The sequence below is a fragment of the Bradyrhizobium sp. BRP23 genome (assembly GCF_020194135.1).
Taxonomy (GTDB): domain Bacteria; phylum Pseudomonadota; class Alphaproteobacteria; order Rhizobiales; family Xanthobacteraceae; genus Bradyrhizobium; species Bradyrhizobium yuanmingense.
In genome coordinates this window covers 60,909-82,119 of record NZ_JADYVW010000008.1, presented here as the reverse complement: position 1 = coordinate 82,119, position 21,211 = coordinate 60,909, and the positions used below count along the sequence as shown (strand labels likewise).

Genomic DNA, 21,211 nt, shown 5'->3' with positions numbered 1-21,211 from the left:
CGCGGCCCTGTCCGAACCGGCCAGGGCCGCACGTCACGAGATTGTCAGACGTCAGTCCGATTCCGCCACGGGAAAAGGTTGGCCGGGAAGTCGGCGGCCGGCTTGCGCGCCCGATGCGGCGGAGGGGGGACCGGACGTGCGCCCGGATCGGACGCGATCACCTTGCGGTAAAGGTGCCACGTGGCGTGCCCGAGCAGCGGGACCACAACGGCGAGGCCGAGGAAGGCCGGGATCGTGCCAAGCGCGAGCAGCACCGCCACGATCAGGCCCCAGGCCGCCATCGGCACCGGGTTTTTCGCGACCACGCGCAACGAGGTGCTCATCGCCTCGAACGCACCGGCATGGCGGTCCAGCATCAAGGGGAACGACACGGCACTGAGACAGAGCGCGGCGAGCGCGAACAGGAATCCGGTGCCGCAGCCAACCACGATCAGCCACCAGCCTTGCTGCGTCGTCAGCACGCGCATCATGAAGTCCGAGAATCCGGTGACGCCCTCGTAGCCGAACGCCGCGATATAGATCGCCTGCGCGGTCGCCACCCAGGTGACGAACAGGGCGAGCAGCAACGTACCGAGGCCGAGCATCGCGCCGAACGACGGCGATCGCAGCACCTCCATGGCATCCCAGGCGCTGGCCGGTTCATAGCGCTCGCGCCGGCTGGAAAGCTCGTAGAGCCCGAGCGCAGCGAAGGGCCCGATCAGCGCGAAGCCCGCGGCGAGCGGAAACAGCAGCGGCAGCACCGAATAGCCCATCACCACACGGGCGAGCACGAGGCCGAGCACCGGGTAGATCACGCAGAGGATGATGGCGTGGCTCGGAACGGCCTTGAAATCCTCCCAGCCGCGCCTGAGCGCGTCGTGCAGATCGGACAATTGTATGGTTCGGATCACCGGTCCAGCCTCATCCGTGGGCTGGGCCATCGTGGGGACATTGCCCTGGTAGAGTGTGGCCATGGTCGCTAGCTCCCTTGCCAAGCGGCTGCATCCGGCGCCGGCAAACGGCGCAAGCGGCCGCCCATTCTCTTGAAATCCCACGATCCCGACCAGACGCGAATTCCGGATGGCATCGCGAGCTGAACGGCAAGCATACTCCCAAGTCCGAGTCCTGTCCCTCACGCTTGGGTGAAATTTCGATGCCGCGACGCAATCAATGCGGCGTCATTCTGTCGTCATTTCGCCGCAGATAAGCTGATGCTGCTGTCCGTTCGCGCAACTTCGCGGGCGCGGCGCACCAACTTCGTCTATAAGTGCCACGCAAGGCCCTTCCAACGGATTCCTTTTCGGGGAGCAGACATGAGCATTTTCGGGAAAATCATCAGCGCGATCTTCGGCGGCCAGCCGGCCTCCGCTGCGCCGGCCGGTGGCGCCGCTTCGCCGGGCGCCCCCGCAGGGTCGGCAAGTCCTTCGGCGCCGGCCGCCGCACCCATGGCTGCGGTCGACGTGGCGGCGATCGTCGACAAGGCGGCCGCCGCGCACAAGGGCGAGAAGCTGGAATGGCGTACCTCCATCGTCGACCTCATGAAGGCGCTCGACATCGATTCCAGCCTCGCTGCGCGCAAGGATCTCGCCAAGGAGCTGGGCTACAGCGGCGACATGAACGACTCGGCGAGCATGAACGTCTGGCTGCACAAGCAGGTGATGTCCAAGCTCGCCGCTAATGGCGGCAAGCTGCCGCCGGAGATCAAGCACTGACCGGATCTGGGGTAGTGCCTCAGGGGCCCGCGATCGCCGCGGGCCCTTTTGCATTCAGGCGACCAGATCCGCATCCTCCGGATGCCGATCGAGATAGTCGACGACGAAGCCGCAGCCGGCGATCACCTTCTTGCCGTCGCGCCGGATCAGGTCGAGCGCGCCCTTGACCAGCTCGGAGCCGATGCCGCGCCCGCGCAACGCGCGCGGCGTCTCGGTGTGGGTGATGATTACGGCCGACGGCGTCAGCCGGTAATTGGCGAAGGCGATGTCGTCGCCGACATCGAGCTCGAAGCGGCTCCTGTCCTTGTTGTCGCGTACCGAAGCCGCCATGCGGGGTCCCTCCGAACTGCAGGTGCCTCCTGATCTAGGAGGCTGACACGGCCCTTGCCAAGGTGGGACCAGGGGAGATTGGCGCAGATGAGATATCTGCAAATGCGCGCCGCCCTGACCGCACTGCGGTATGGCCATGGCGCCCGGCGAGCATGGTCCCGCGGCTCCGCAAATAATTCCCGATACCGCTCTTGCAAGCCGGAGTTCGGTTCCCACGTCCTAGAAAGGACATACGCCCGAATGCGGCCGGCAGGGTCGCCAGATATTCGGAGTGTCATGATCGCCAGCCGCAGACGTATGCCTCTTTTGCAGGAGGGTACGATGTCGGACTCTGGTTTCTTGAATACTCATCGAACATGGGAAGACTGGTGTGGGATGCTGCTGGGTGCGGTGATCGTGGCCTCGCCGTGGTTCCCGATCCAGGATCAGGCGATCTCCGGTCACCAGACGGCCATCCTGAACACGGTCGCAATCGGTCTCGTCGTATTTGGCATCAGCCAGCTCGAATATGTCGCCTTGCAGCGCTGGCAGGAGGTGATGACGATCCTGGCCGGACTGTGGCTCATCGCCTCGCCATACGTGATCGGCTATTCCGGTGAGGGATTTCTCCGCATCTATCACACGACCCTCGGTGCGGTGGTGGTGCTGCTCGGCATTCTCCAGCTATGGCAGGACTGGGATATGAATGACCAGGACTTGCTCAAGCACGGACAATAGACCGTAAGTACGGCAGGCCCGCCGGCCACGAGCGGCGGGCCTGGGCACTCACCGTGTCACGAGATCCGCATAGTCCGGGTGCTTGTCGATCCACGCCTTCACGAACGGGCATTGCGGGATCAGCTTCAATCCGTCGGCGCGGACCTGGTCGAGCGCGCCTTGCACCAGCTTCGAGCCAATGCCCTTGCCGCCAAGCTCCTTCGGCACGTCGGTGTGCTCGAAGGTGATGACACCGCCGTCGAGCCGGTAGTGCTCGGTCGCAAGATGACCCTCCACGTCGAGCTCATAGCGGTGATGGGCCTTGTTGTTGATGACGTCGCTCATATCATTGCCTTGCAGCTGCCGGCCTCGCGCACGAGATCGTAACGCACGGTCCGGCCGGGGTTTCCAATCCGAAGCTGTTCCGTTCAATCGGTCGCTTTGGCGAGCCTGGAATCTTCGGCCTGCGGCTGCGGGCGGAGGCAGCCCTGGCAGATGACCAGGGAGCGGTTGACCCTGGCGTCCTGTTCGGCCTCGATGCCATCCTGCGCCTGCCACCGTTCCTTCGAATGGGGCTGAGCGTCGGCTTGCAACCTGTTGCGCTCGGAGCGGCTGGAGGTTCGTGTCGGCTGCGAGGCGGCGCGGGGCCGGTTGGGATCCTCGCCGGCGCCATCCCAGGCATAACGCGCAGGCTTGACGGCGAGATCGGATGCCAGATGCGCTTGCGGAGTCGCGGCACATCCGGCGAGCGCCAGTGACAACAGAAGGAGGGCAGGCGCTTTGACCATGATACGGCACTCTGTACGCGAGAACTGAGCGAGGTTGCGTCGATCATGTTTAAGATTTCCTGAACGATATCGTTTGTGGTTGCGACCAACACCAATGCGATATCTGATCCTCCTGCTCAGCTTGCTCGTGACCGGCGCGCGTGCCGACGACGCAAAGCCGTTCAATCCGGCCGATTATCCGCCCGGCGTGCAGAAGGCTGTGCGCTACGCCAACGAGGAATGCGAGAGCCAGCAAGGCGGCGAGGTGACCTTCGCGCATGATACGGTGCGCAGGATCGACCTGACCGGCGATGGCCGCGAGGACTACATCGTCGATTTCCAGGACACCAAATGCGGCGATCGCGAGACGACCTATTGCGGAACCGGCGGTTGCGTCATGAAGATCCTGGTGACGCTGCCGGATGGCAGCGTGCGCGAGGTGTTCGACGGCTACGTGCTCCGCTATAAGATCATGGCCCCGCCAGTGAAGCGCGGAGCCGCGCGCACCATCCGCTTCGATCTGCATGGCAGTTTCTGCGGCGGCTTTGGTCCGCAAGCCTGCTGGAAGACCAAGGCCATCACGGCGACGCCTTTTGCGTTCAAGCAGTAGGCCAAGTCCGCGGCAGCCGGCCTTGCAGGGCCGCTGGCGATGGCGATAAATGGGCTGCAATGAACGGACGGCTTGCGTGCCGCCCGTCGTCGAAGAGGAAGCCCGATGCAGCCCCTGCGCATGTCCCGCCGCGTCATGAATCTCGCCTATATGCTCACCCAGAATGCGCGGCGGCATGGCGCGCGTCCCGGCTTCGTTTGGGGGGACAAGTCCTGGACCTGGCGCGAGATCGATGCGCAGGTCTCCGCCCTGGCTGCGGCGCTCGCCGCGCGGGGCATTGCCAAGGGCGACCGCATCCTTGTCCATGCCAAGAATGGCGATGAGATGTTTGTCTCGATGTTCGCCGCGTTTCGCCTCGGCGCGGTCTGGGTGCCCACCAATTTCCGCCTGATGCCGGATGAGGTCAGCTATCTTGCGCAGGCCTCCGGCGCCAAGGCGTTTCTGTGCCATGTCGATTTCCCCGAGCACGCCGCGGCGGTGAAGGACGGTGCGCTGGAGTTCACCTGGAGCGTCGACGGCAAGGCCGCGTTCGGCGAGCGCTCGGTGGCCGATGCGATCGCCTCGCATGCAGGCGCCGTTGTGGAGAATGTCGCGGTCGAGCATGACGATCCCTGCTGGTTCTTCTTCACCTCCGGCACCACTGGACGCTCCAAGGCGGCCGTGCTCACCCACGGCCAGATGGGATTCGTCGTTACCAATCATCTCGCCGATCTGACGCCCGGCACGACCGAGCAGGATGCCTCGCTGGTGGTGGCACCGTTGTCGCACGGCGCCGGCGTGCACCAATTGATGCAGACCGCGCGCGGCGCGCGCACCGTGCTGCTGCCGACCGAGAAATTCGACATCAACGAGGCGTTCCGCCTGATCGAGGCGCATCGCGTCAGCAATCTCTTCACCGTGCCGACCATCCTGAAGATGATGGTCGAGCATCCCGCCGCCGGCAAATACGACCATTCCTCGCTGCGCTACGTCATCTATGCGGGCGCGCCGATGTATCGCGAGGACCAGAAGGCGGCGTTGAAGAAGCTCGGCAAGGTGATCGTGCAGTATTTTGGCCTCGGTGAGGTCACCGGCAACATCACCGTGCTGCCGGCGGCGCTGCACGACCCGGAGGACGGCCCGCACGCCAGGATCGGCACCTGCGGCTTCGAGCGCACCGGCATGCAGGTGTCGATTCAGGACGATGAGGGCCGCGAGCTCAAGGCTAACCAGAGCGGTGAGATCTGCGTGATCGGGCCTGCCGTGTTCGCCGGCTATTACAACAACCCCGAAGCCAATGCGAAGGCGTTCCGCAATGGCTGGTTCCGCACCGGCGACCTCGGCCACATGGACGAGGAGGGTTTTGTGTACATCACAGGACGTGCGTCGGACATGTACATCTCCGGCGGCTCCAATATCTATCCGCGCGAGATCGAGGAGAAGATCCTGACCCATCCCGGGATCGGCGAGGTCGCCGTGCTCGGCGTGCCCGACGCGACCTGGGGCGAGGTCGGCGTCGCCGTCTGCGTCGTCCGAGAAGGCGCGAAGGCGGTGACCGAAGCGGAGATGGCGGCGTTCTTGTCGCCGAAAGTGCCGCGCTACAAGATGCCGAAGCGCTTCTTCTTCTGGGACGCGCTGCCGAAATCGGGCTACGGCAAGGTGCCGAAGCGCATGGTGCGCGACGAGCTCGAGGCGCGCGGGCTGCTCGACCTCGACAAGGCGAGCTGAGCGCACCAGATGCGGAGCATCAAGCAGCCGGGCGCGCCGCTTCCCGAACGCATTCAATGGGTGGAGGCGAGGGGACGCGCTTTCTCGTTCACACTTCAGGCCGGTCTGCCGCTGCTGGAGGCCGCGCGGCGCGGCTTTGCGTCGGAGGGCTTTGCCGGCGGCGTGCTGAACTTCCGCCGCGGCGCGCTCGGGCCGTTCGCCTATGTCATGCCGGCACTGTCGAAGACCGGTGAGAATGCGGCGTTCTACAGCGATACGTTCCGGCCCGCCGGCGTGACGCGTTTGAGGCTCGGCAGCATGACGCTCGGCACGCGCGACGGTGCGCCGTTCTTTCATTGCCACGGACTGTGGACGGAGGCTGACGGCAAGACGAGCGGCGGCCACATGATGCCGGACGAGACCGTCGTCGCCGAGCCGTTCGAGGTCGAGGCCTTCGGTCTGAACGGTGCGGTGTTCACGGCCGAGCCTGATGCGGAGACCAACTTCAAGCTGTTCGGACCGGTCGCGGCTGCAAGCACCGGCGTGCGCACGACGAGCCGCGCCTTCGCGCTCCGCCTGCGCCCGAACCAGGATTTTGCCGGCGCACTCGAAGCGTTCTGCCGCACGAACGGCATCGCCCGCGCGAATATCCATGGCGGCGTCGGATCGACCATCGGCGCGCGCTTCAGCCATGGCGGCGTGACCGAGCCGTTTGCGACGGAGCTGGCAATCACGGCAGGGACAATCGCGCCCGGCGCCTCCGGCGCGCTGGAAGCTGCGCTCGATGTCGCCCTGATCGACTATACCGGCGGCGTTGCGGAGGGGCGTCTGATCCGTGGCGACAATCCGGTGCTGATGACGATGGAGCTGGTGCTGGAGGAAGGGGATTAGCTCGTGAGCCGTGACGTGGCAGGTGCAAGATAGCGCTTTTGCAATCCGGATGTTCCTGTCATGTTCCGTTGCGGATACGAGTAGCGGCAGGACGTCATGGCACGAAGAGGCAATCGAACGATCAACCTTCCAGCGCCGTATCTGAAGCGGGTATGGCTCGACCCGTCGCAGGTTCGCGACCGCGAAGCCTATCCGTTTTGCTTGCCCATCTTCCCTGATGATTTCGAGCTTAGCTTCGACAGCCCCATCACGATCATCGTTGGAGAGAACGGCACCGGGAAGTCGACCATCCTCGAAGGCATCGCAGCGCTCGCCGGATATGACGATGCCGGAGGCGGCAAGGGCTACAGGCCGGTCGATCATTCCGAAGCGCGCGAGGAGATGGGCGGCCAACTCTCCAAGGCGCTGCGCGCAAGCTGGCTGCCGAAGATCACCAACGGCTGGTTCTTTCGTGCGGAGAGCTTTTTCTCGGTCGCGCGATATCTGGACAAGGCTGCGCGGGATGCCGGCCAGGTCGGCCCCGATTTCCTGTCGCACTCCCATGGCGAAGGCTTCCTGCGTTTCTTCGAGGAGCGTTGCCAGCGCCAGGGCATCTTCATCTTCGACGAGCCGGAATCGGCGTTGTCGCCGGCGCGCCAGATCGAATTCCTCAAGCTGCTGCGGCGCATGGAAGACTCCCGCATCTGCCAGGTCATCATGGCAACGCATTCGCCGATGCTCATGGCCTATCCCAACGCGCGGCTGCTGCGGCTCGGCAAATATGGCCTGGAGCCTGTCACGGTGGAGCAGACCGACCATTACCGGCTGATGCGCGAGTTTTGTGTCGATCCGCGCGGGTTCGTGGAGGCGACGCTGGGGGAGTAGGTGAGGGGATCCCCTAACAGTAGCTCTCTCTGTCGTCATTGCGAGCGCAGAGCCGGGACTCAGAAAGCCGCAGCATCGCGGATGCATGGGCTCCGGTTCTGCAGCGCATCACCATAGCGTCGAAGACGCGCGTGAACGCGCTTATGGTGCTGCGCAGCGTCTGTGGCACGAGACCGTTATCAATTCGCTGGCACGGTTTCGCATCCTCGCGGCGGATTCCGCCCGAGCTTTGCTGCATTCGTCACCCTCGAAAGTGCCGAGGGCGCAGGGAAGGCCGGGTGCCGGCCGGGCACCCACGGTCCACTGTGCGAAGCGTGTGCTTGAAAAAGCTGCACAGCGGCATACAGGTGAAGCCAAACATCCGGCCTTCCCTGCGCAGTGGGTTGACGGCTTATGTCGTGCTCTCCCCGGGGAGCGATGCACTATTGCCCCCGTCGCCTTGCGGATGACTGACGGTGCGGGCCCGGTCGGGCCGCAACGTCACCGCAAGCCTTGGCGCACAGACCCCGGGCGCCAGGACCACACGATTTTGCCGTACGCAGACTGCGCCCGTCGTGTGCGCGCCTCGCCTGCTCACGGAGTGATCCGCCCTGCAAACCGCTTGCGCGCGACGCTGCCTGCGTCCACCACCTCCCATCCCGCGTTCGTGACGATCGCGATGCGCCCCTCGGCCCGGGTTGGGGTGGCCGCAACATGCGATAATTCCGAATTCGCGTAAAGCGAATTATTTCGGCTTGGCTAGGTTGACCCCGGTCTGGTGTTTTACCCGTCCGCCAACCCAATCAATGGTGTGCATTGGCTTTGCCACCGCCGTGCCACGAACGGGTCTCCCCATGGCCCAAAAATGCGCTAGCATGACCTCAGCGCGCGTTCCAAGTCGCGCAGATTGAGAAACGAGGAAACGAGATGAGGATGAGAAGCGGACCGGCGATCGCCGGGGTGGCGGCGCTGGCGGTGGCGGGGATGGCTCTGATGACCGCCTTCGAGCCGGTCTGGGCCCATGGGCCGACGCGGCAGAAGGTGAGGGAATTCATCGAGATCAACGCGGCCCCCGCCAAGGTGTGGGCGGTGATCGGCAATTTCCAGGACATGAGCTGGCTTCAGCCGGTCACCAAGACCGAAGGCGAGAAGGGCAACGAGATCGGCGCCACGCGCAAGCTGACCCTGACGGGCGGCGGGACGGTCGAGGAGGAGCTCTACAAATACGAGCCCGACATGCAGAGCTATTCGTACCGGATCACCAAGGTCGACGTGAAGGTGCTGCCTGTGACCAATTATTCCTCGACCCTGACGGTCTCGCCCGCGCCTGATGGCAAGGCCAAGCTGGAATGGGCCGGCGCGTTCTATCGCGGCTATCCCAACAACGACCCGCCGCTGGAGCTGAGCGACGAGGCCGCGATCAAGGCCGTGAGCGGGCTGTACAAAGCCGGGCTCGAGGCGCTCAAGAAGAAGATCGAGAGCGGCAGCTGATCGTGCGAGCGCTGGTTCTGGCGGCGCTCGCCGCCAGCCTTTGTTACGCCGGCTTTGGAAGCGCGCGCGCCGACGAGGCGTTCGTCACCAACCAGCTCAGCGAAGATCTGATGGTGGTGGATCTCGCTGGCGCGCGCGGCGTTGCGACCATCCCAATCGGCGGCAAGCCGGCCGGCGTCGCCGTCAGCGCCGACGGGCGCTTTGCCTATGTCACGAGCCCGGATGCCAAGGCGGTGACGGTGGTCGACGCTGCCACGCGGCAGGTCGCCGGCCGCGTCGAGGTCGGCGGCGGGCCGCTCGGCATTGCCGTGGCGCCCGATGGCAAGACGGTCTATGTCGCCGATTGGTACGCGGCCGCGGTGCGGGTGATCGATACGGCCTCGCGCAGCGTTGTCGCCAGCATCGCGGTCGGCGCCTCGCCGTCGGGTCTTGCGGTGACGCCCGACGGCAAGCTGCTGCTCTCGGCGGACCGCGACGACGACAGCGTCTCGGTGGTGGAAACGGCAACGCGCCAACGCAAGGCCGTGATCAAGGTCGGCACCCGCCCGTTCGGCGTCACCATCGATGCCGAGGGCAAGCGCGCCTACACCGCCAATGTCGGCTCCGACGATGTCTCCGTGATCGATATCGCGGAAGGCCGCGAGATCGGCCGCGTGCCGGTCGGCATGCGCCCATATGCGGTGGCGCTGACGCTAGGCCGAGGCTTCGTCACCGACCAATATGGCGGCACCGTCAGCGTGTTCGACCTGGCGAGCCTCAAGCCGGTCAAGCGCATCCATGTCGGCGACTATCCCGAAGGCATTGCGGCGACTGCCGACGGCAAGCGCGTCATTGTCGCCTGCTGGGAAAGCAACACGCTAAGCATCATCGATGCGGCCGAGCTCAAGGTGATCGGCGAGATCAAGACCGGCGACGGCCCAAGGGCGTTCGGGGCGTTCCTGCGCAGGACGGAGTAGTTCGTCACAACCCGAGGCCGCTTGCTCCGGCCGGCCGAATTCAAGCGGCCATTCCGCCAGAGCTCAATTGACGTTCTGCGCTTCCAAGATCGTGTTCTCCGGCGCGCCTCGGTCGGTCCAGTCCGGCGGCAGCCCGATTCTTTCTCCGGCCAGGCCTGCCAATCCTGGCGCCCGGCCGAATGTTTCGCAGATCGCTTCCTTGGGCGCACCACCGAGAGAGGCGCTCAATCTGTCGACGGAAGGCGGCGTGGGGACCTTCCCGAACGGGCTCTCCGCGGCAACGAGAAACCTCCCGAAATCGCTTCCGAAAGCCTCGGCCAGGTCATAGGCGTCGCCATCGCTCGATACACGCGGAGCGCTGGTGAAGGAGTTCGCTCCGCGCGCCCAGATCATGGCCGCCTGTTGGTTGCCGCTGCGGTCACGGGCCTCGGCCTCGACGGACAGGCTTCCCAGTCCGATCGGAAGGCGCGGCACCGGAATGGGCACGCCGGGAGCGACGATGGACGGCACGACGCTCGCGACCTTGGAGACGCCGGCTGCCGCCGCATCGGTCGGCGCAATCTGTGTGATGACGGCGCGAACATTCAAGTCCGCAGCCTCCGTGGGAGCTACGATCCGGAAGCGCTCGCTGAGCGCAAGACACATCGCTCTGTTGATTGCGTTCTTGATCAGCCTGCGCTGCTGCGGCGTGAACGGCTGGCTGGCTGCGGTCGCCGTGAACGCGGTCGGCTCGATGCGAGCGGTCTTCGCGGCGAGAACATCAGCCTTGCTGATCCGGAGCTGCGACTTGGTCAAGAGACCATCGGACGGCGTGAGATCGTCGTAGGAGGCCAGCGACCCCGCTCGTTCCAGCGGAGCCGCCGCGCAACCGGCGGCCATCGAGCTCAAGACCGCAACTGCGAGCCACCTCATGGCGAGGGAACGAGACCGGTCGCCACTCCCTGGGCCACGCGCCGGGACTGCGCGACGGGCAGGGGAGAAGGTGCGGCGCCCGGCGCCGAGGCGAGCATGGGCTGCCAGGTCACGTTCCAGCGCGCCAGCGTGGCACCGTTGCCATCGAAAACCAGGTCGAGAAAGGCCAGGGTGAGCTCGGCCGTCGCGAGCTTCACCTTCGGGTTGAGCGCCGGACCACCGGTGAACGAACGATCGGTGAAGATGCTGTGCGAGCCGCCTTCGAACACGGCAAGCAGCTTGCGCGGTGTGGCAATGGCGTTGAAGACCTCCAGCCGGTCGGCAGCGGGTGAGTAATATCCGGGGATCTGGATGACGTCCTTCGTCGCCGTCACGTGCAGGGTTGGAACGGTGATCCTGCTCAACACCGAGGCAAGATCGGGTTCGCCATAGAATGGAGGGGCCGAAATGACAATGGCGGCGGCAAAGCGCGGGTCGCGCGCCTCGACCCACTTGCCGTCGCGCATCACGCGGGCGCCAACCGCAACAAGCGCCGTGTTCGCCCCATAGGAATGCCCCGCCGCCATGATGCGCCGGCGGTCTACGTGGGCACCATGGGGACTCGACAGCATGCGATCCAGGGCAAAGCGCAGATCCAGGGCTCGCGCCAGCGCCTCGCTCTCGTGAGCGGCACGCTGCAGGCGGTCCACGACGGCGAGGGGATTGCCCGCCCAGAGCGAGGAATCGCTGCCGGCATGCTGAACATGCAGGCTGGCGACGCCGCGGGCCGACCAATATCGCCCCAGATAGCTGTAGCCCCGGCGAGAGCCGCCGAGCCCATGGGAGAACACGATGAGCGGCACGCGCGATCCCGGCGCAACATCCGCCGGCCAGTGCAGGCGCGCCGGAACGGGCCGCGAACGCGCCGGATCGACCCAGTCGAAGTCGACGACCGCGGGGGGCGCGGACTGCGCCCGGGCTGGAGGCGCGGCGAGCGTGGCCGTGACGGCGATCGCCAGCAGCGCGGCACCGAACCGCCGTCGGGTCAGGCTTGTCGCTCCGCTCGCAGCGTCCGCGCCATTCGCGTGCGCGGATCGCACATGCCGAGAGGAAGTGTCGCTCAACCCGTTCACCATGAAGGCACCTTGTATGAAGTCGCACCGAGTGTAATCGACGTATTGCACTTAGTGTAATTTTGCAAACTGGTCGATTTCATGGCAAAACAGGTCATGAAAAGTTCATCCCGGAAGGAGGAAGGCCTGCGCGAGCGGAAGCGGCGCGAAACGCTGCATCGTATCGCCGAGCAGGGCCTTAAACTGTTTCTGACCAGGGGCTATGATGCCACCACGCTCGACGCGATCGCGGAGGCGGCGGGGATCTCGCGGCGGACGTTCTTCTACTACTTCAAGTCCAAGGAAGAGATCCTCCTGGCGTGGCAGGATGGTGGTTTCAGCGAGACCTTGCGTGCCGCCGTGCTCGAGCAAACGACCAAGCAGTCGCCGCTCGATGCCGCAAGGAACGGCCTGCTGGAGCTGACAGCCCGCTTCCCGGTCGATTACAAGCAAACAAAAGTGATCGAGCGCCTGATGTCCGCGAACGAGTCGCTTCGCATCCGGCAGCAGGCGAAATACGTCGAGAAGGAAGCTGCCGTGTTCGCGGCGCTGTCCCAGATGTGGCCGCAGCCGCATCGGCAGGCTGCGCTGCGCGTGGTCGCCATGATGTCGGTCGGAGCCTTGCGGCTTGCGATGGACAGTTGGAATCGCGACCAGGGCAAGCGGCCCTTGGCCGTCTACGTGAAAGAGGCTTTTGCGTGCCTGAACCGGGAGATCGGAGCGGGAGCCTCGCGCAAGGCTGCCGGTCGATCCGGCGAGTGAGTGAGGGCCGGCCCGGGCTCTCGATGGAAAAGCAATACGGCCGCGCGGTGGTGTTAAGCCCGCATCGGAGCTGTGACGCCGATCAGCGCCGGCGCGATGTCACGGATGTGCTCGAACACATGGTCGGGCCGAAGCGCCGTTAGCGCCGCCGGTGCCGCATAGCCCCAGCACACCGCGCCGCAGGCGATCCCGACCGCCCGCGCCGCGTCGATGTCGCGGACCTCGTCGCCGATCGAGATCACCCTGCTAGGCGCGACGCCGGCGCGGCGGATGACCCGGCGGAATTTCGCGGCCTTGCCGAACAGCGACGCTGCGCAGTCGAAATGCGAGAACAGCGCTGCGGCGTCCCCGAGCTTCTCGCGCGCATTGGCCTCGCTGTCGGACGTCACCAGCGCCAGCTGCACGCCGTTCTCGGCCAGCGTTCGCAGCATCGTCTCGACGTCTGCGAACAGCGAAATCTCGGAAGCCGCCTCCGCCTTCAGACGCCGCGCATGCCGCGCGATCGCCGGCAGCTTCCACATGGGCACTTCGAGCTTGGCGAGGATCTCGCGCGACGAGGCGTGGCGCAGCTCCTCGACATCCTCGTCCTTTACGCGGCGAAAGCCGAAGCGGTCCGCGACGTCGTTGATGGTGCGCAGGAACCACGGGAAGCTGTCGGCGAGGGTACCGTCGAGATCGAATATGGCGAGGGAATAGGGCATGAGGCCGGATTTTGAGCTCGCTGACAAGCGTGAGGTCGCGTGCTAATATTCGTGGAGTTCGAGGACAGCCATGCGACACGAGCGGATCGAAATCAACCCTGCGATCGGCCGTTACGTCGTGATCGACGGGGTTCGATTCCGATCTCGACCCCTGTAGCTCTCTCACCGCAACTTACGAACATCGACATTGATGTCGAGATCGATCTTCGCCACGCAGGTCTGGGTGCTCTTATGCGAGCCGCCTTCATGCCAGCGGCCATCCCGCGCCCGGGCACCACTGACATTGGCCAGCTTCAGGCAGCGCCATTGCGGCAGCGCCTGCTGCTTTCGCCTGCAAACTGCCAGGCCAGCACGGCTTCGTCACCGGACTTGTCGGTGCCGATGATATGCGGACAGAGCTCGCGACGGCAACCCTCGTAGACGCAAGTCACCTGTTGCTCGGCGAGGATCGCGTTCCGAAATAGCGTATAGGTTCGACTGGCTCATTGCTCCCTCCAGATCGATCATCTGGCCTTGCCAACCACTTGAGTGTAGTGATGCGGGACTGGAAGGGTAACCATGCCGATCAATGACACCCAGCTCAGCAAATTTCTGAGCCTGGTCCTGCGCCACCAGCCGGAAACGATCGGGTTGGTGCTGGATTCGCACGGGTGGGCCAGCATCGACGACCTGATCGCCAAGGCAAATGCCGCCGGCACAAAGTTTGGCCGCGATGATCTGCTGCGCGTCGTCGCAGAGAGCGACAAGAAGCGTTTCTCGCTATCCCCTGGAACTGATCGCATTCGCGCCGCGCAAGGACATTCCGTCTCGGTTGAACTTGGCTTGGCGCCGCAGGAGCCGCCGTCGATCCTGTATCATGGCACGGCGACACGGTTTGTCGAGGCGATCCTGTCCGAGGGCCTGAAGCCGCAGGCGCGCCAGCAGGTGCATCTGTCCTCCGATGAGGCAACTGCGCAGCGTGTCGGTCAGCGCCACGGCAAGCCGCACATCTTCAAGGTCGATGCCGGCAGCATGCATGCCAAGGGATTCAAGTTTTTTCGCGCAGAGAACGGTGTGTGGCTGACCGACCATGTGCCGCCGGAGTTCCTGGCGTAGCTTACGTCCTGGATTTCCAAACGGTCTCCTCGGTCCAGCCGAGTTCGGCGAATTCGGCGGCTCGCAGCGGCGCTTCGCCTTCCGCGAAGAACTCGTCGAGCTGCGGGGGCGCGACATCCGTTTCGCACAGCATGGCATGCGCCTGTCCGCGATGATGAACTTGATGCTGGAAGAGATGCATGAGCAGCCGGTCGCAGCGCTCGGTTTGAACGCTCGTATCGCGGTTGATCCGGACGAAGGCGTCGAGCCGTTCAGTTGTCAGCGCATCGCAGATCGCAATCAGGCGGTTGTCCATTGCGGCCTGGGCAGCTTTGAGCTCGGCTAACGAGGGGTACGGCACCTCGTTCTTCCAGGCTGCCGGTCCGAGCCAGCCCCCTTCAAGCGCATCGATGTAGAAGAAGTCGATGATGTAGATGTGGTTCAGCGTACGCTGCAGGCTTGGAAAGAAGCCGGTGCGGGGGGCTTCGAATTCAGATTGGGATAGCGCAGCGCAGGCGGCGAGCAGGCGATGGTTCGCCCAAGCGTTGTTGTGGGCGAAGGCGCGGTAGGTTTGTACGAGTCCAGCGGACATGTCGGTTCTTTCCCGATCGAATAGTGGCTGATTACGCTCCGCTAATCCGCCCTACAGCCCTGTGGCTTCGATGCAGCGCAATCTACTCCGCCGCCTCGCTCGCCGCACGCCTCCGCTTCGGCTTCCGCGCCTTCTCCAGCACGGGAGCCAAAAATTTGCCCGTATAGCTTCGCGGCGCCTTCGCAATGTCTTCCGGAGGTCCCCACGCCACGATCTCGCCGCCGCCGTCGCCGCCTTCGGGGCCGAGATCGATGACCCAGTCGGCGGTCTTGATGACTTCGAGATTGTGCTCGATGACGACGACCGTGTTGCCCTGCGCGACCAGCTCGTGCAGCACCTCCAGCAGCTTCTTGACGTCGTGGAAGTGCAGGCCGGTGGTGGGCTCGTCCAGGATGTAGAGCGTGCGGCCGGTGGCGCGCTTTGACAATTCTTTTGCCAGCTTGACGCGCTGGGCTTCGCCGCCCGAGAGCGTCGTCGCTTGCTGGCCGACATGGATGTAGTCGAGGCCGACGCGGTGCAATGTCTGAAAAGTCTCGCGCACGCGCGGCACCGCCTTGAAGAACTCGGCAGCTTCCTCGACAGTCATGTCGAGCACGTCGGCGATGCTCTTGCCCTTGAACAGCACCTCCAGCGTCTCGCGGTTGTAGCGCTTGCCCTTGCAGACGTCGCAGGTGACGTAGACGTCGGGCAGGAAGTGCATCTCGATCTTGATGACGCCGTCGCCCTGGCAGGCCTCGCAGCGGCCGCCCTTGACGTTGAAGGAGAAGCGGCCGGGCTCGTAGCCACGTGCTTTCGCTTCCGGCAGGCCGGCGAACCATTCGCGGATCGGCGTGAACGCGCCGGTATAGGTCGCCGGATTCGAGCGCGGCGTGCGGCCGATCGGCGACTGGTCGATGTCGATGATCTTGTCGATGTGCTCGAGGCCCTCGATGCGGTCGTGCGGGGCGGCGCCCTCGCTGGCATTGTTCAGCTTGCGGGCGATGGCGCGGTAGAGGGTATCGATCAGCAGCGTCGACTTGCCGCCGCCGGAGACGCCGGTGACGCAGGTGAACAGGCCGAGCGGAATTTCCGCCGTGACGTTCTTGAGGTTATTGCCGCGCGCGTTCACCACCTTGATGGTGCGGCGATGGTTCGGCGGACGCCGCTCCGGCACCTCGACCTCGAGCTCGCCGGTCAGGTATTTGCCGGTCAGCGATTTCGGGTTGCGCATGATCTCGGCGGGCGTGCCTTCGGCGACGATGTTGCCGCCATGCATGCCGGCGCCTGGGCCGATGTCGAGCACGTAGTCCGCAAGGCGGATGGCGTCCTCATCATGCTCGACCACGACCACGGTGTTGCCGAGGTCGCGCAGCCGCTTCAGCGTATCGAGCAGGCGGGCGTTGTCGCGCTGGTGCAGGCCGATCGAAGGCTCGTCCAGCACGTAGAGCACGCCTGTGAGCCCCGAGCCGATCTGCGAGGCGAGGCGGATGCGCTGGCTCTCGCCGCCGGACAGCGTGCCGGAGGAGCGGGACAGCGTCAGATAATTGAGGCCGACGTCGAGCAGGAAGGTGAGGCGCTCGCGGATCTCCTTCAGGATGCGGCCCGCGATCTCGTTCTGCTGCGCGTTCAGCGCCTCCGGCACGGTCTCGAACCATGCGCCGGCGCCCTTCACGGACAGCTCCGAGATTTCGCCGATATGCTTGCCGCCGACCTTGACGCAGAGCGCCTCGGGCTTGAGCCGAAAGCCCTTGCAGCCCTCGCAGGGGACGTCGTGGAAATATTTCGCCAGCTCCTCGCGGGCCCACTCGCTCTCGGTCTCGCGGTAGCGGCGGTTGATGTTGGTGATGACGCCTTCGAACGGCTTCTTGGTGTCGTAGGAGCGCACCCCGTCCTCGTAGGAGAACTTGATCTCGTCCTCGCCCGAGCCGTAGAGAATCGCGTTTTGCGTCTTCTTCGGCAGATCCTTCCACTTGGTGTCGAGCGTGAACTTGTAGTGCTTGCCGAGCGCGGTCAGCGTCTGCACGTAATAGGGCGACGACGACTTGGCCCAGGGCGCGATCGCGCCCTTGCGCAGCGTCAGATCCTTCTCAGGGATGACGAGGTCTTCGTCGACATGCTGCTCGACGCCGAGGCCGCCGCAGGCGGGGCAGGCGCCGTAGGGATTGTTGAAGGAGAACAGGCGCGGCTCGATCTCGGGGATGGTGAAGCCGGAGACCGGGCAGGCGAACTTTTCCGAGAACAGGATGCGCTCGGGCCCGCTCTTGTCGTGGATTTTCGCGGTCTTCTTCTTTTCCTCCGCAGGCGCAGCCGCCGCGGGCGCATCGGCGAACTCGACGACGGCAAGGCCTTCGGCGAGCTTCAGCGCGGTCTCAAAGCTCTCGGCGAGGCGCTGGCCGATATCGGCACGCACCACGATGCGATCGACCACCACGTCGATGTCGTGCGGGAATTTCTTGTCGAGGCTAGGGGCTTCCGCCAGCTCATGGAAGGTGCCGTCGATCTTGACGCGCTGAAAGCCCTTCTTGAGCCATTCGGCGAGCTCCTTCCTGTACTCGCCCTTGCGGCCTCGCACGACGGGGGCGAGCAGATAGAGGCGGGTGCCCTCGGGCAGCGCCAGCACGCGGTCGACCATCTGCGAGACGGTCTGGCTCTCGATCGGCAGGCCCGTGGCCGGCGAATAGGGCACGCCGACGCGGGCCCAGAGCAGGCGCATGTAGTCGTAGATCTCGGTGACGGTGCCGACGGTGGAGCGCGGGTTCTTCGACGTCGTCTTCTGCTCGATCGAGATCGCCGGCGACAGGCCGTCGATCTGGTCGACGTCGGGCTTCTGCATCATCTCCAGGAACTGGCGGGCATAGGCCGACAGCGATTCGACGTAGCGGCGCTGGCCCTCGGCATAGATGGTGTCGAAGGCGAGCGAGGATTTGCCGGAGCCGGATAGCCCGGTGAACACCACCAGCTTGTCGCGGGGAATCTCGACGTCGATATTCTTGAGGTTGTGCTCGCGCGCGCCGCGGATCGTAATTGCGCGCAGGCTGGAGCCCGCGTTCTGTTGTTGGCGCTTCGCCTTGATCACTTCATCCATCCGAGTTGCCCTCAAGGAAGCCCAAAGGTGCGCGATCGCGCCAACAAAAAAGGCGCGCTGCGCCCGGAACCGGGATCGGCGCCGATGGGTATGGCAGCGAACGTAGGAAGAACGGCGGCGGATTTCCAGTGGGACTTGCGAATCGTCAACGGATTGTTGGCGTGCTGGCGGGATCTGGCAGCAGGAACGCGCGGAACCGCTCGCGGAGCACCCAGCCAAAACAAAAAGGCCGGCGCGAGGCCGGCCTTTCGTGACGATGTGACCTCGGCAGGGAAGTTCAGTACTTCGCGACCACCGGGCCACCGAAGGTGTAGTTGAGTCGAACGGTAGCCATGTCCACGTCCTGCTTGATGCTGTCGGTGCGAGTGGTCACGCCGAGGAAGGTGAAGGTCTCGTTGTGCCTGCCCATGAACAGGTGGTTGTATTCGACAGCGACCGACCAGTTCGGGGCGAAGCCGAATTCTATGCCGGTGCCGACGGTACCGCCCCAGCGCGTTTCGTTCGCGGTGTCGAGCGTAACGCCGCCAAAACTGCCAGTGTACTTGTTGTGAGTGACGGCAGCGCCGCCCTTCACGTACCAAAGCACGTTGTTCCAGGCATAACCGACCTGGCCAGTGAAGAGGCCAATGGCGTCGATCCTGGTCTCGTTCACCAGCGGCGCGAGCGCGGCAGGCGAGCTGATGTTCGAACCCTTCAGGTCAGCCCAGTCCCCCTGGGCTTCGAGACCGAATACCCAGTTGGCGGACTGCCAGCGATAACCGATCTGGCCGCCGACGAGTGCGCCGGTCGCATTGTGACAACCTTCGGCCACCGCCGGAGCGACCACGAAGGGGCCGACACTGGTGAGATCCCAACAGTTGCGGCTCCAGCCACCGCCGGCGTTGGCGCCGAGGTAGAAACCGCTCCAGTTGTACACCGCGATCGGTGCCACCGGAGCCTTGGTGTAGGGGCGGGCTGCCAAATCGGCCGCCGAGGCCGGTGCCAACGCGCTGAGTGCGAACAAGCTGGCCGAAGCCAGCAAAAGCTTCTTCATATCCATTCCCCACTTCCATTTCTCATTCCGGTCTTCCGGAGAGCGGAAGAGCAGCGGACCTTATGACTCAAGCAACGTCATTGCTTTTACACCATTGAAGCCAAAGGTTGTGTCACCCAGCGGCCACACCCCTTCGAAAAGCGCGAGCGAACGGGCGGCCGCAACAAACAAAAAGGCCGGCGCGAGGCCGGCCTTTCGTGACGATGATGCGTCAGAGACGAAGCTCAGTACTTGGCGACGACCGGGCCGCCGAAGTGGTAGTTCACGCCGACCTGCACGGTGTGGAGGTCGAGAGTGCCGGTGTTGACCGGGAAGACGCCCGAGAAGTAGGTCTCGCCGCCCAGGCTGCGATAGAGGTACTCGCCCTTGACCGACCAGTTCGGAGCAAACATCGCCTCGACGCCCGCGCCGACCGTCCAGCCCGAATGGAACTGGCTCTCCGAGAGGCTCAGAACAGGGGGCGCGCTGACGCTGATCTTGTTGTTGATCCAGGCGTAACCACCCGTGGCGTACAGCAGGACGCTCGGGGAAGCGAGCCAGCCGATGCGACCACGCACGGTGCCGAGCGCGTCGATACGCGAACTGACCGTCGTGGGAACGAGGGCGCCACCAAAATCAACAAGACCGGTCGCCGAGGCGTTTACGTCAGCCCACGCGCCATCAGCTTCGATGCCGAACACGACGTTGGAGGTCTGCCAGTTGTAGCCAACGGTGCCGCCGACGAAACCGCCCTGCATGCGCGGATCATCGGAGCTGTTTTCCCAGGCGCCGCCACCGACGATACCCAGGTAAAAGCCGGTCCAGTTGTAGACCGAGGCAACAGGCGCAGGCGCCTTGGTGTAGGGGCGGGCTGCCAGATCAGCAGCCGAAGCGGGGGCCGCGAGAGCGAACAAACAGGCCGAAGCCAACAAAACCTTCTTCATTTTCAACTTAATCCCAGTCCCAGTTTCTGTTGTTGCCTTCCGTGGCGGAAGGGCAGCGGACTCAAACGGCCCAACTGACGCCGTCTTTACACCACCAAAGCCGCAAGTTGTGTCTCCGAAAAGCCACAACAGTCCAAAAGGTGATGGTTACTGACTTATTTACGTCCAGGCATGTGCCGAAAAAAAGAAGGGCCGGCGCAGGGCCGGCCCTTCCATTTGCTCGCGAAATGAGAGGGATATCAGTACCTCGCGACCAACGGGCCGCCGAAGCGATAATTCAGGCGGACTAGACCCATGTCGACGTCCTGACTGATGCGATCGCTCCCGAAGGCAACGCCCGCAGGCGTCGTGAAGGCGATCGTACGGTCGCCGAGGAAGATGTGGTTGTACTCGACGCCGAGCGTCCAGTTCGGAGCAAATCCGAATTCCAGGCCGGCGCCAACGGTGCCGCCCCAGCGGGTCTCGCGAGCCGACGCCAGCAGCGTGCCGGCGCCAGGCGTGCCAGGCGCGGCATAGACGTCGTACTTGTCCCCGACTACGGCGGCGCCGCCCTTCACATAGAGCAGCACGTTGTTCCAGGCGTAACCGACCTGGCCCGTGATCAGGCCAAAAGCATCGATGTGAGAGCGGTTACGATCACCGGTGACCAAAGCGCTTCCAGGGAAGAGGAGGCTGACGTTGTCCCCCGAGAAGTCAGCCCAGTTGCCCTGGCCCTCGAGGCCGAACACCCAATTGGCCGACTGCCAGCGGTAGCCGATCTGACCACCGACCGTGCCGCCGGTCGCATCGTGACAGCCTTCAGCCACCAGAACGCCCGTGACCGGGGTCACGAAGTCCCAGCACTTGCGGCTCGTGCCGCCGCCGCCGTTGACGCCGATGTAGAAGCCGCTCCAGTCGTAAACCGCGGCGACCGCCGGGGCCGGAGCCTTGGTGTAGGGACGCGCAGCCATATCCGCCGCGCTTGCCGGAGCCGACAGCCCCAATGCCATTGCACTGATTACGCCGAAAAGAATCTTATTCATTGCAGTCTCCCCAAGTTTCGTCCGCTTCATGAAAGTCCCCGAAGCGGCTGATCAGACGCGACACCCATATGAATCA

The 21,211-nt window shown here is 64.5% G+C and carries 22 protein-coding genes; 10 read left to right on the top strand and 12 right to left on the bottom strand.

Annotated features, from left to right (window positions below):
* Nucleotides 1–44: 44 nt before the first annotated feature.
* Complete coding sequence (locus I6F24_RS22155; protein WP_225112474.1) at nucleotides 45–953, bottom strand: DUF2189 domain-containing protein; 909 nt, start codon at nucleotides 951–953, stop codon at nucleotides 45–47.
* A gap of 339 nt (nucleotides 954–1,292) precedes the next feature.
* Here I6F24_RS22155 and I6F24_RS22150 point away from each other — a divergent pair, with 339 nt between their 5' ends.
* On the top strand, nucleotides 1,293–1,691 hold the full coding sequence (locus I6F24_RS22150) for a DUF3597 domain-containing protein (RefSeq protein ID WP_036028199.1): 399 nt from the start codon (nucleotides 1,293–1,295) through the stop codon (nucleotides 1,689–1,691).
* 54 nt (nucleotides 1,692–1,745) lie between these two features.
* Here I6F24_RS22150 and I6F24_RS22145 read toward each other — a convergent pair whose 3' ends face one another.
* Entirely contained in the window at nucleotides 1,746–2,021 is a 276-nt protein-coding gene (locus I6F24_RS22145) for a GNAT family N-acetyltransferase (protein ID WP_036044205.1), read from the bottom strand.
* 321 nt (nucleotides 2,022–2,342) lie between these two features.
* Here I6F24_RS22145 and I6F24_RS22140 point away from each other — a divergent pair, with 321 nt between their 5' ends.
* On the top strand, nucleotides 2,343–2,738 hold the full coding sequence (locus tag I6F24_RS22140; RefSeq protein ID WP_057029358.1) for an SPW repeat protein: 396 nt from the start codon (nucleotides 2,343–2,345) through the stop codon (nucleotides 2,736–2,738).
* A 48-nt stretch (nucleotides 2,739–2,786) separates the two neighbouring features.
* On the opposite strand, the gene I6F24_RS22135 is transcribed toward I6F24_RS22140, so the two are convergent.
* Together I6F24_RS22135 and I6F24_RS22130 are read right to left on the bottom strand one after the other, a co-directional pair.
* Entirely contained in the window at nucleotides 2,787–3,062 is a 276-nt protein-coding gene (locus I6F24_RS22135) for a GNAT family N-acetyltransferase (protein WP_036028195.1), read from the bottom strand.
* An 83-nt stretch (nucleotides 3,063–3,145) separates the two neighbouring features.
* Nucleotides 3,146–3,505: a hypothetical protein gene (locus I6F24_RS22130; protein WP_036012720.1), complete on the bottom strand. Its 360-nt coding sequence runs from the start codon at nucleotides 3,503–3,505 to the stop codon at nucleotides 3,146–3,148.
* Between the two features lie 94 nt (nucleotides 3,506–3,599).
* Here I6F24_RS22130 and I6F24_RS22125 point away from each other — a divergent pair, with 94 nt between their 5' ends.
* The 6 genes from I6F24_RS22125 to I6F24_RS22100 all read left to right on the top strand — a co-directional run bounded on the left by I6F24_RS22125 (nucleotide 3,600) and on the right by I6F24_RS22100 (nucleotide 9,961).
* On the top strand, nucleotides 3,600–4,094 hold the full coding sequence (locus I6F24_RS22125; RefSeq protein ID WP_036012718.1) for a hypothetical protein: 495 nt from the start codon (nucleotides 3,600–3,602) through the stop codon (nucleotides 4,092–4,094).
* Nucleotides 4,095–4,199: 105 nt separating this feature from the next.
* The gene (locus I6F24_RS22120; RefSeq protein WP_225151701.1) at nucleotides 4,200–5,801 is read left to right on the top strand and encodes an acyl-CoA synthetase; all 1,602 of its coding nucleotides are present in this window, start codon (nucleotides 4,200–4,202) and stop codon (nucleotides 5,799–5,801) included.
* Nucleotides 5,802–5,810: 9 nt separating this feature from the next.
* On the top strand, nucleotides 5,811–6,671 hold the full coding sequence (locus tag I6F24_RS22115) for a DUF296 domain-containing protein (protein ID WP_225151700.1): 861 nt from the start codon (nucleotides 5,811–5,813) through the stop codon (nucleotides 6,669–6,671).
* Nucleotides 6,672–6,767: 96 nt separating this feature from the next.
* Complete coding sequence (locus I6F24_RS22110; RefSeq protein WP_225125292.1) at nucleotides 6,768–7,535, top strand: AAA family ATPase; 768 nt, start codon at nucleotides 6,768–6,770, stop codon at nucleotides 7,533–7,535.
* A 906-nt stretch (nucleotides 7,536–8,441) separates the two neighbouring features.
* Nucleotides 8,442–9,005, top strand: a complete 564-nt coding sequence (locus I6F24_RS22105; RefSeq protein ID WP_225151698.1) for an SRPBCC family protein — start codon at nucleotides 8,442–8,444, stop codon at nucleotides 9,003–9,005.
* A 2-nt stretch (nucleotides 9,006–9,007) separates the two neighbouring features.
* On the top strand, nucleotides 9,008–9,961 hold the full coding sequence (locus tag I6F24_RS22100) for a cytochrome D1 domain-containing protein (protein ID WP_109143677.1): 954 nt from the start codon (nucleotides 9,008–9,010) through the stop codon (nucleotides 9,959–9,961).
* 63 nt (nucleotides 9,962–10,024) lie between these two features.
* Here the strand turns inward: I6F24_RS22100 and I6F24_RS22095 are convergent, their stop codons facing one another.
* Complete coding sequence (locus I6F24_RS22095; protein WP_036028170.1) at nucleotides 10,025–10,873, bottom strand: DUF3313 domain-containing protein; 849 nt, start codon at nucleotides 10,871–10,873, stop codon at nucleotides 10,025–10,027.
* Nucleotides 10,870–11,976, bottom strand: coding sequence for an acetylhydrolase (locus I6F24_RS22090; RefSeq protein WP_225151696.1), 1,107 nt, complete (start codon nucleotides 11,974–11,976; stop codon nucleotides 10,870–10,872). The genes I6F24_RS22095 and I6F24_RS22090 overlap by 4 nt, the downstream gene beginning before the upstream one ends.
* Before the next feature lie 105 nt (nucleotides 11,977–12,081).
* Here I6F24_RS22090 and I6F24_RS22085 point away from each other — a divergent pair, with 105 nt between their 5' ends.
* Nucleotides 12,082–12,726, top strand: coding sequence for a TetR/AcrR family transcriptional regulator (locus tag I6F24_RS22085; protein ID WP_036028176.1), 645 nt, complete (start codon nucleotides 12,082–12,084; stop codon nucleotides 12,724–12,726).
* A 53-nt stretch (nucleotides 12,727–12,779) separates the two neighbouring features.
* Here the strand turns inward: I6F24_RS22085 and I6F24_RS22080 are convergent, their stop codons facing one another.
* Nucleotides 12,780–13,427 (bottom strand): HAD-IA family hydrolase, encoded by a 648-nt coding sequence (locus I6F24_RS22080; RefSeq protein WP_036012680.1) that lies wholly within the window; start codon nucleotides 13,425–13,427, stop codon nucleotides 12,780–12,782.
* A gap of 558 nt (nucleotides 13,428–13,985) precedes the next feature.
* Here I6F24_RS22080 and I6F24_RS22075 point away from each other — a divergent pair.
* Nucleotides 13,986–14,522 carry an RNA 2'-phosphotransferase gene (locus I6F24_RS22075; protein WP_036028168.1) on the top strand — a complete coding sequence of 179 codons (537 nt, stop codon included), beginning with the start codon at nucleotides 13,986–13,988 and terminating at the stop codon, nucleotides 14,520–14,522.
* Nucleotide 14,523: 1 nt separating this feature from the next.
* On the opposite strand, the gene I6F24_RS22070 is transcribed toward I6F24_RS22075, so the two are convergent.
* The 5 genes from I6F24_RS22070 to I6F24_RS22050 form a co-directional block, all read right to left on the bottom strand.
* Nucleotides 14,524–15,093, bottom strand: a complete 570-nt coding sequence (locus I6F24_RS22070; protein ID WP_225125297.1) for a DinB family protein — start codon at nucleotides 15,091–15,093, stop codon at nucleotides 14,524–14,526.
* An 82-nt stretch (nucleotides 15,094–15,175) separates the two neighbouring features.
* Entirely contained in the window at nucleotides 15,176–18,157 is a 2,982-nt protein-coding gene (gene uvrA, locus I6F24_RS22065) for an excinuclease ABC subunit UvrA (protein ID WP_057029260.1), read from the bottom strand.
* A 277-nt stretch (nucleotides 18,158–18,434) separates the two neighbouring features.
* Nucleotides 18,435–19,190 (bottom strand): outer membrane beta-barrel protein, encoded by a 756-nt coding sequence (locus tag I6F24_RS22060; RefSeq protein WP_036028173.1) that lies wholly within the window; start codon nucleotides 19,188–19,190, stop codon nucleotides 18,435–18,437.
* A 224-nt stretch (nucleotides 19,191–19,414) separates the two neighbouring features.
* Nucleotides 19,415–20,113 (bottom strand): outer membrane protein, encoded by a 699-nt coding sequence (locus I6F24_RS22055; RefSeq protein ID WP_157286061.1) that lies wholly within the window; start codon nucleotides 20,111–20,113, stop codon nucleotides 19,415–19,417.
* A 239-nt stretch (nucleotides 20,114–20,352) separates the two neighbouring features.
* Nucleotides 20,353–21,135 (bottom strand): outer membrane beta-barrel protein, encoded by a 783-nt coding sequence (locus I6F24_RS22050; RefSeq protein ID WP_036028162.1) that lies wholly within the window; start codon nucleotides 21,133–21,135, stop codon nucleotides 20,353–20,355.
* Nucleotides 21,136–21,211: the final 76 nt, after the last annotated feature.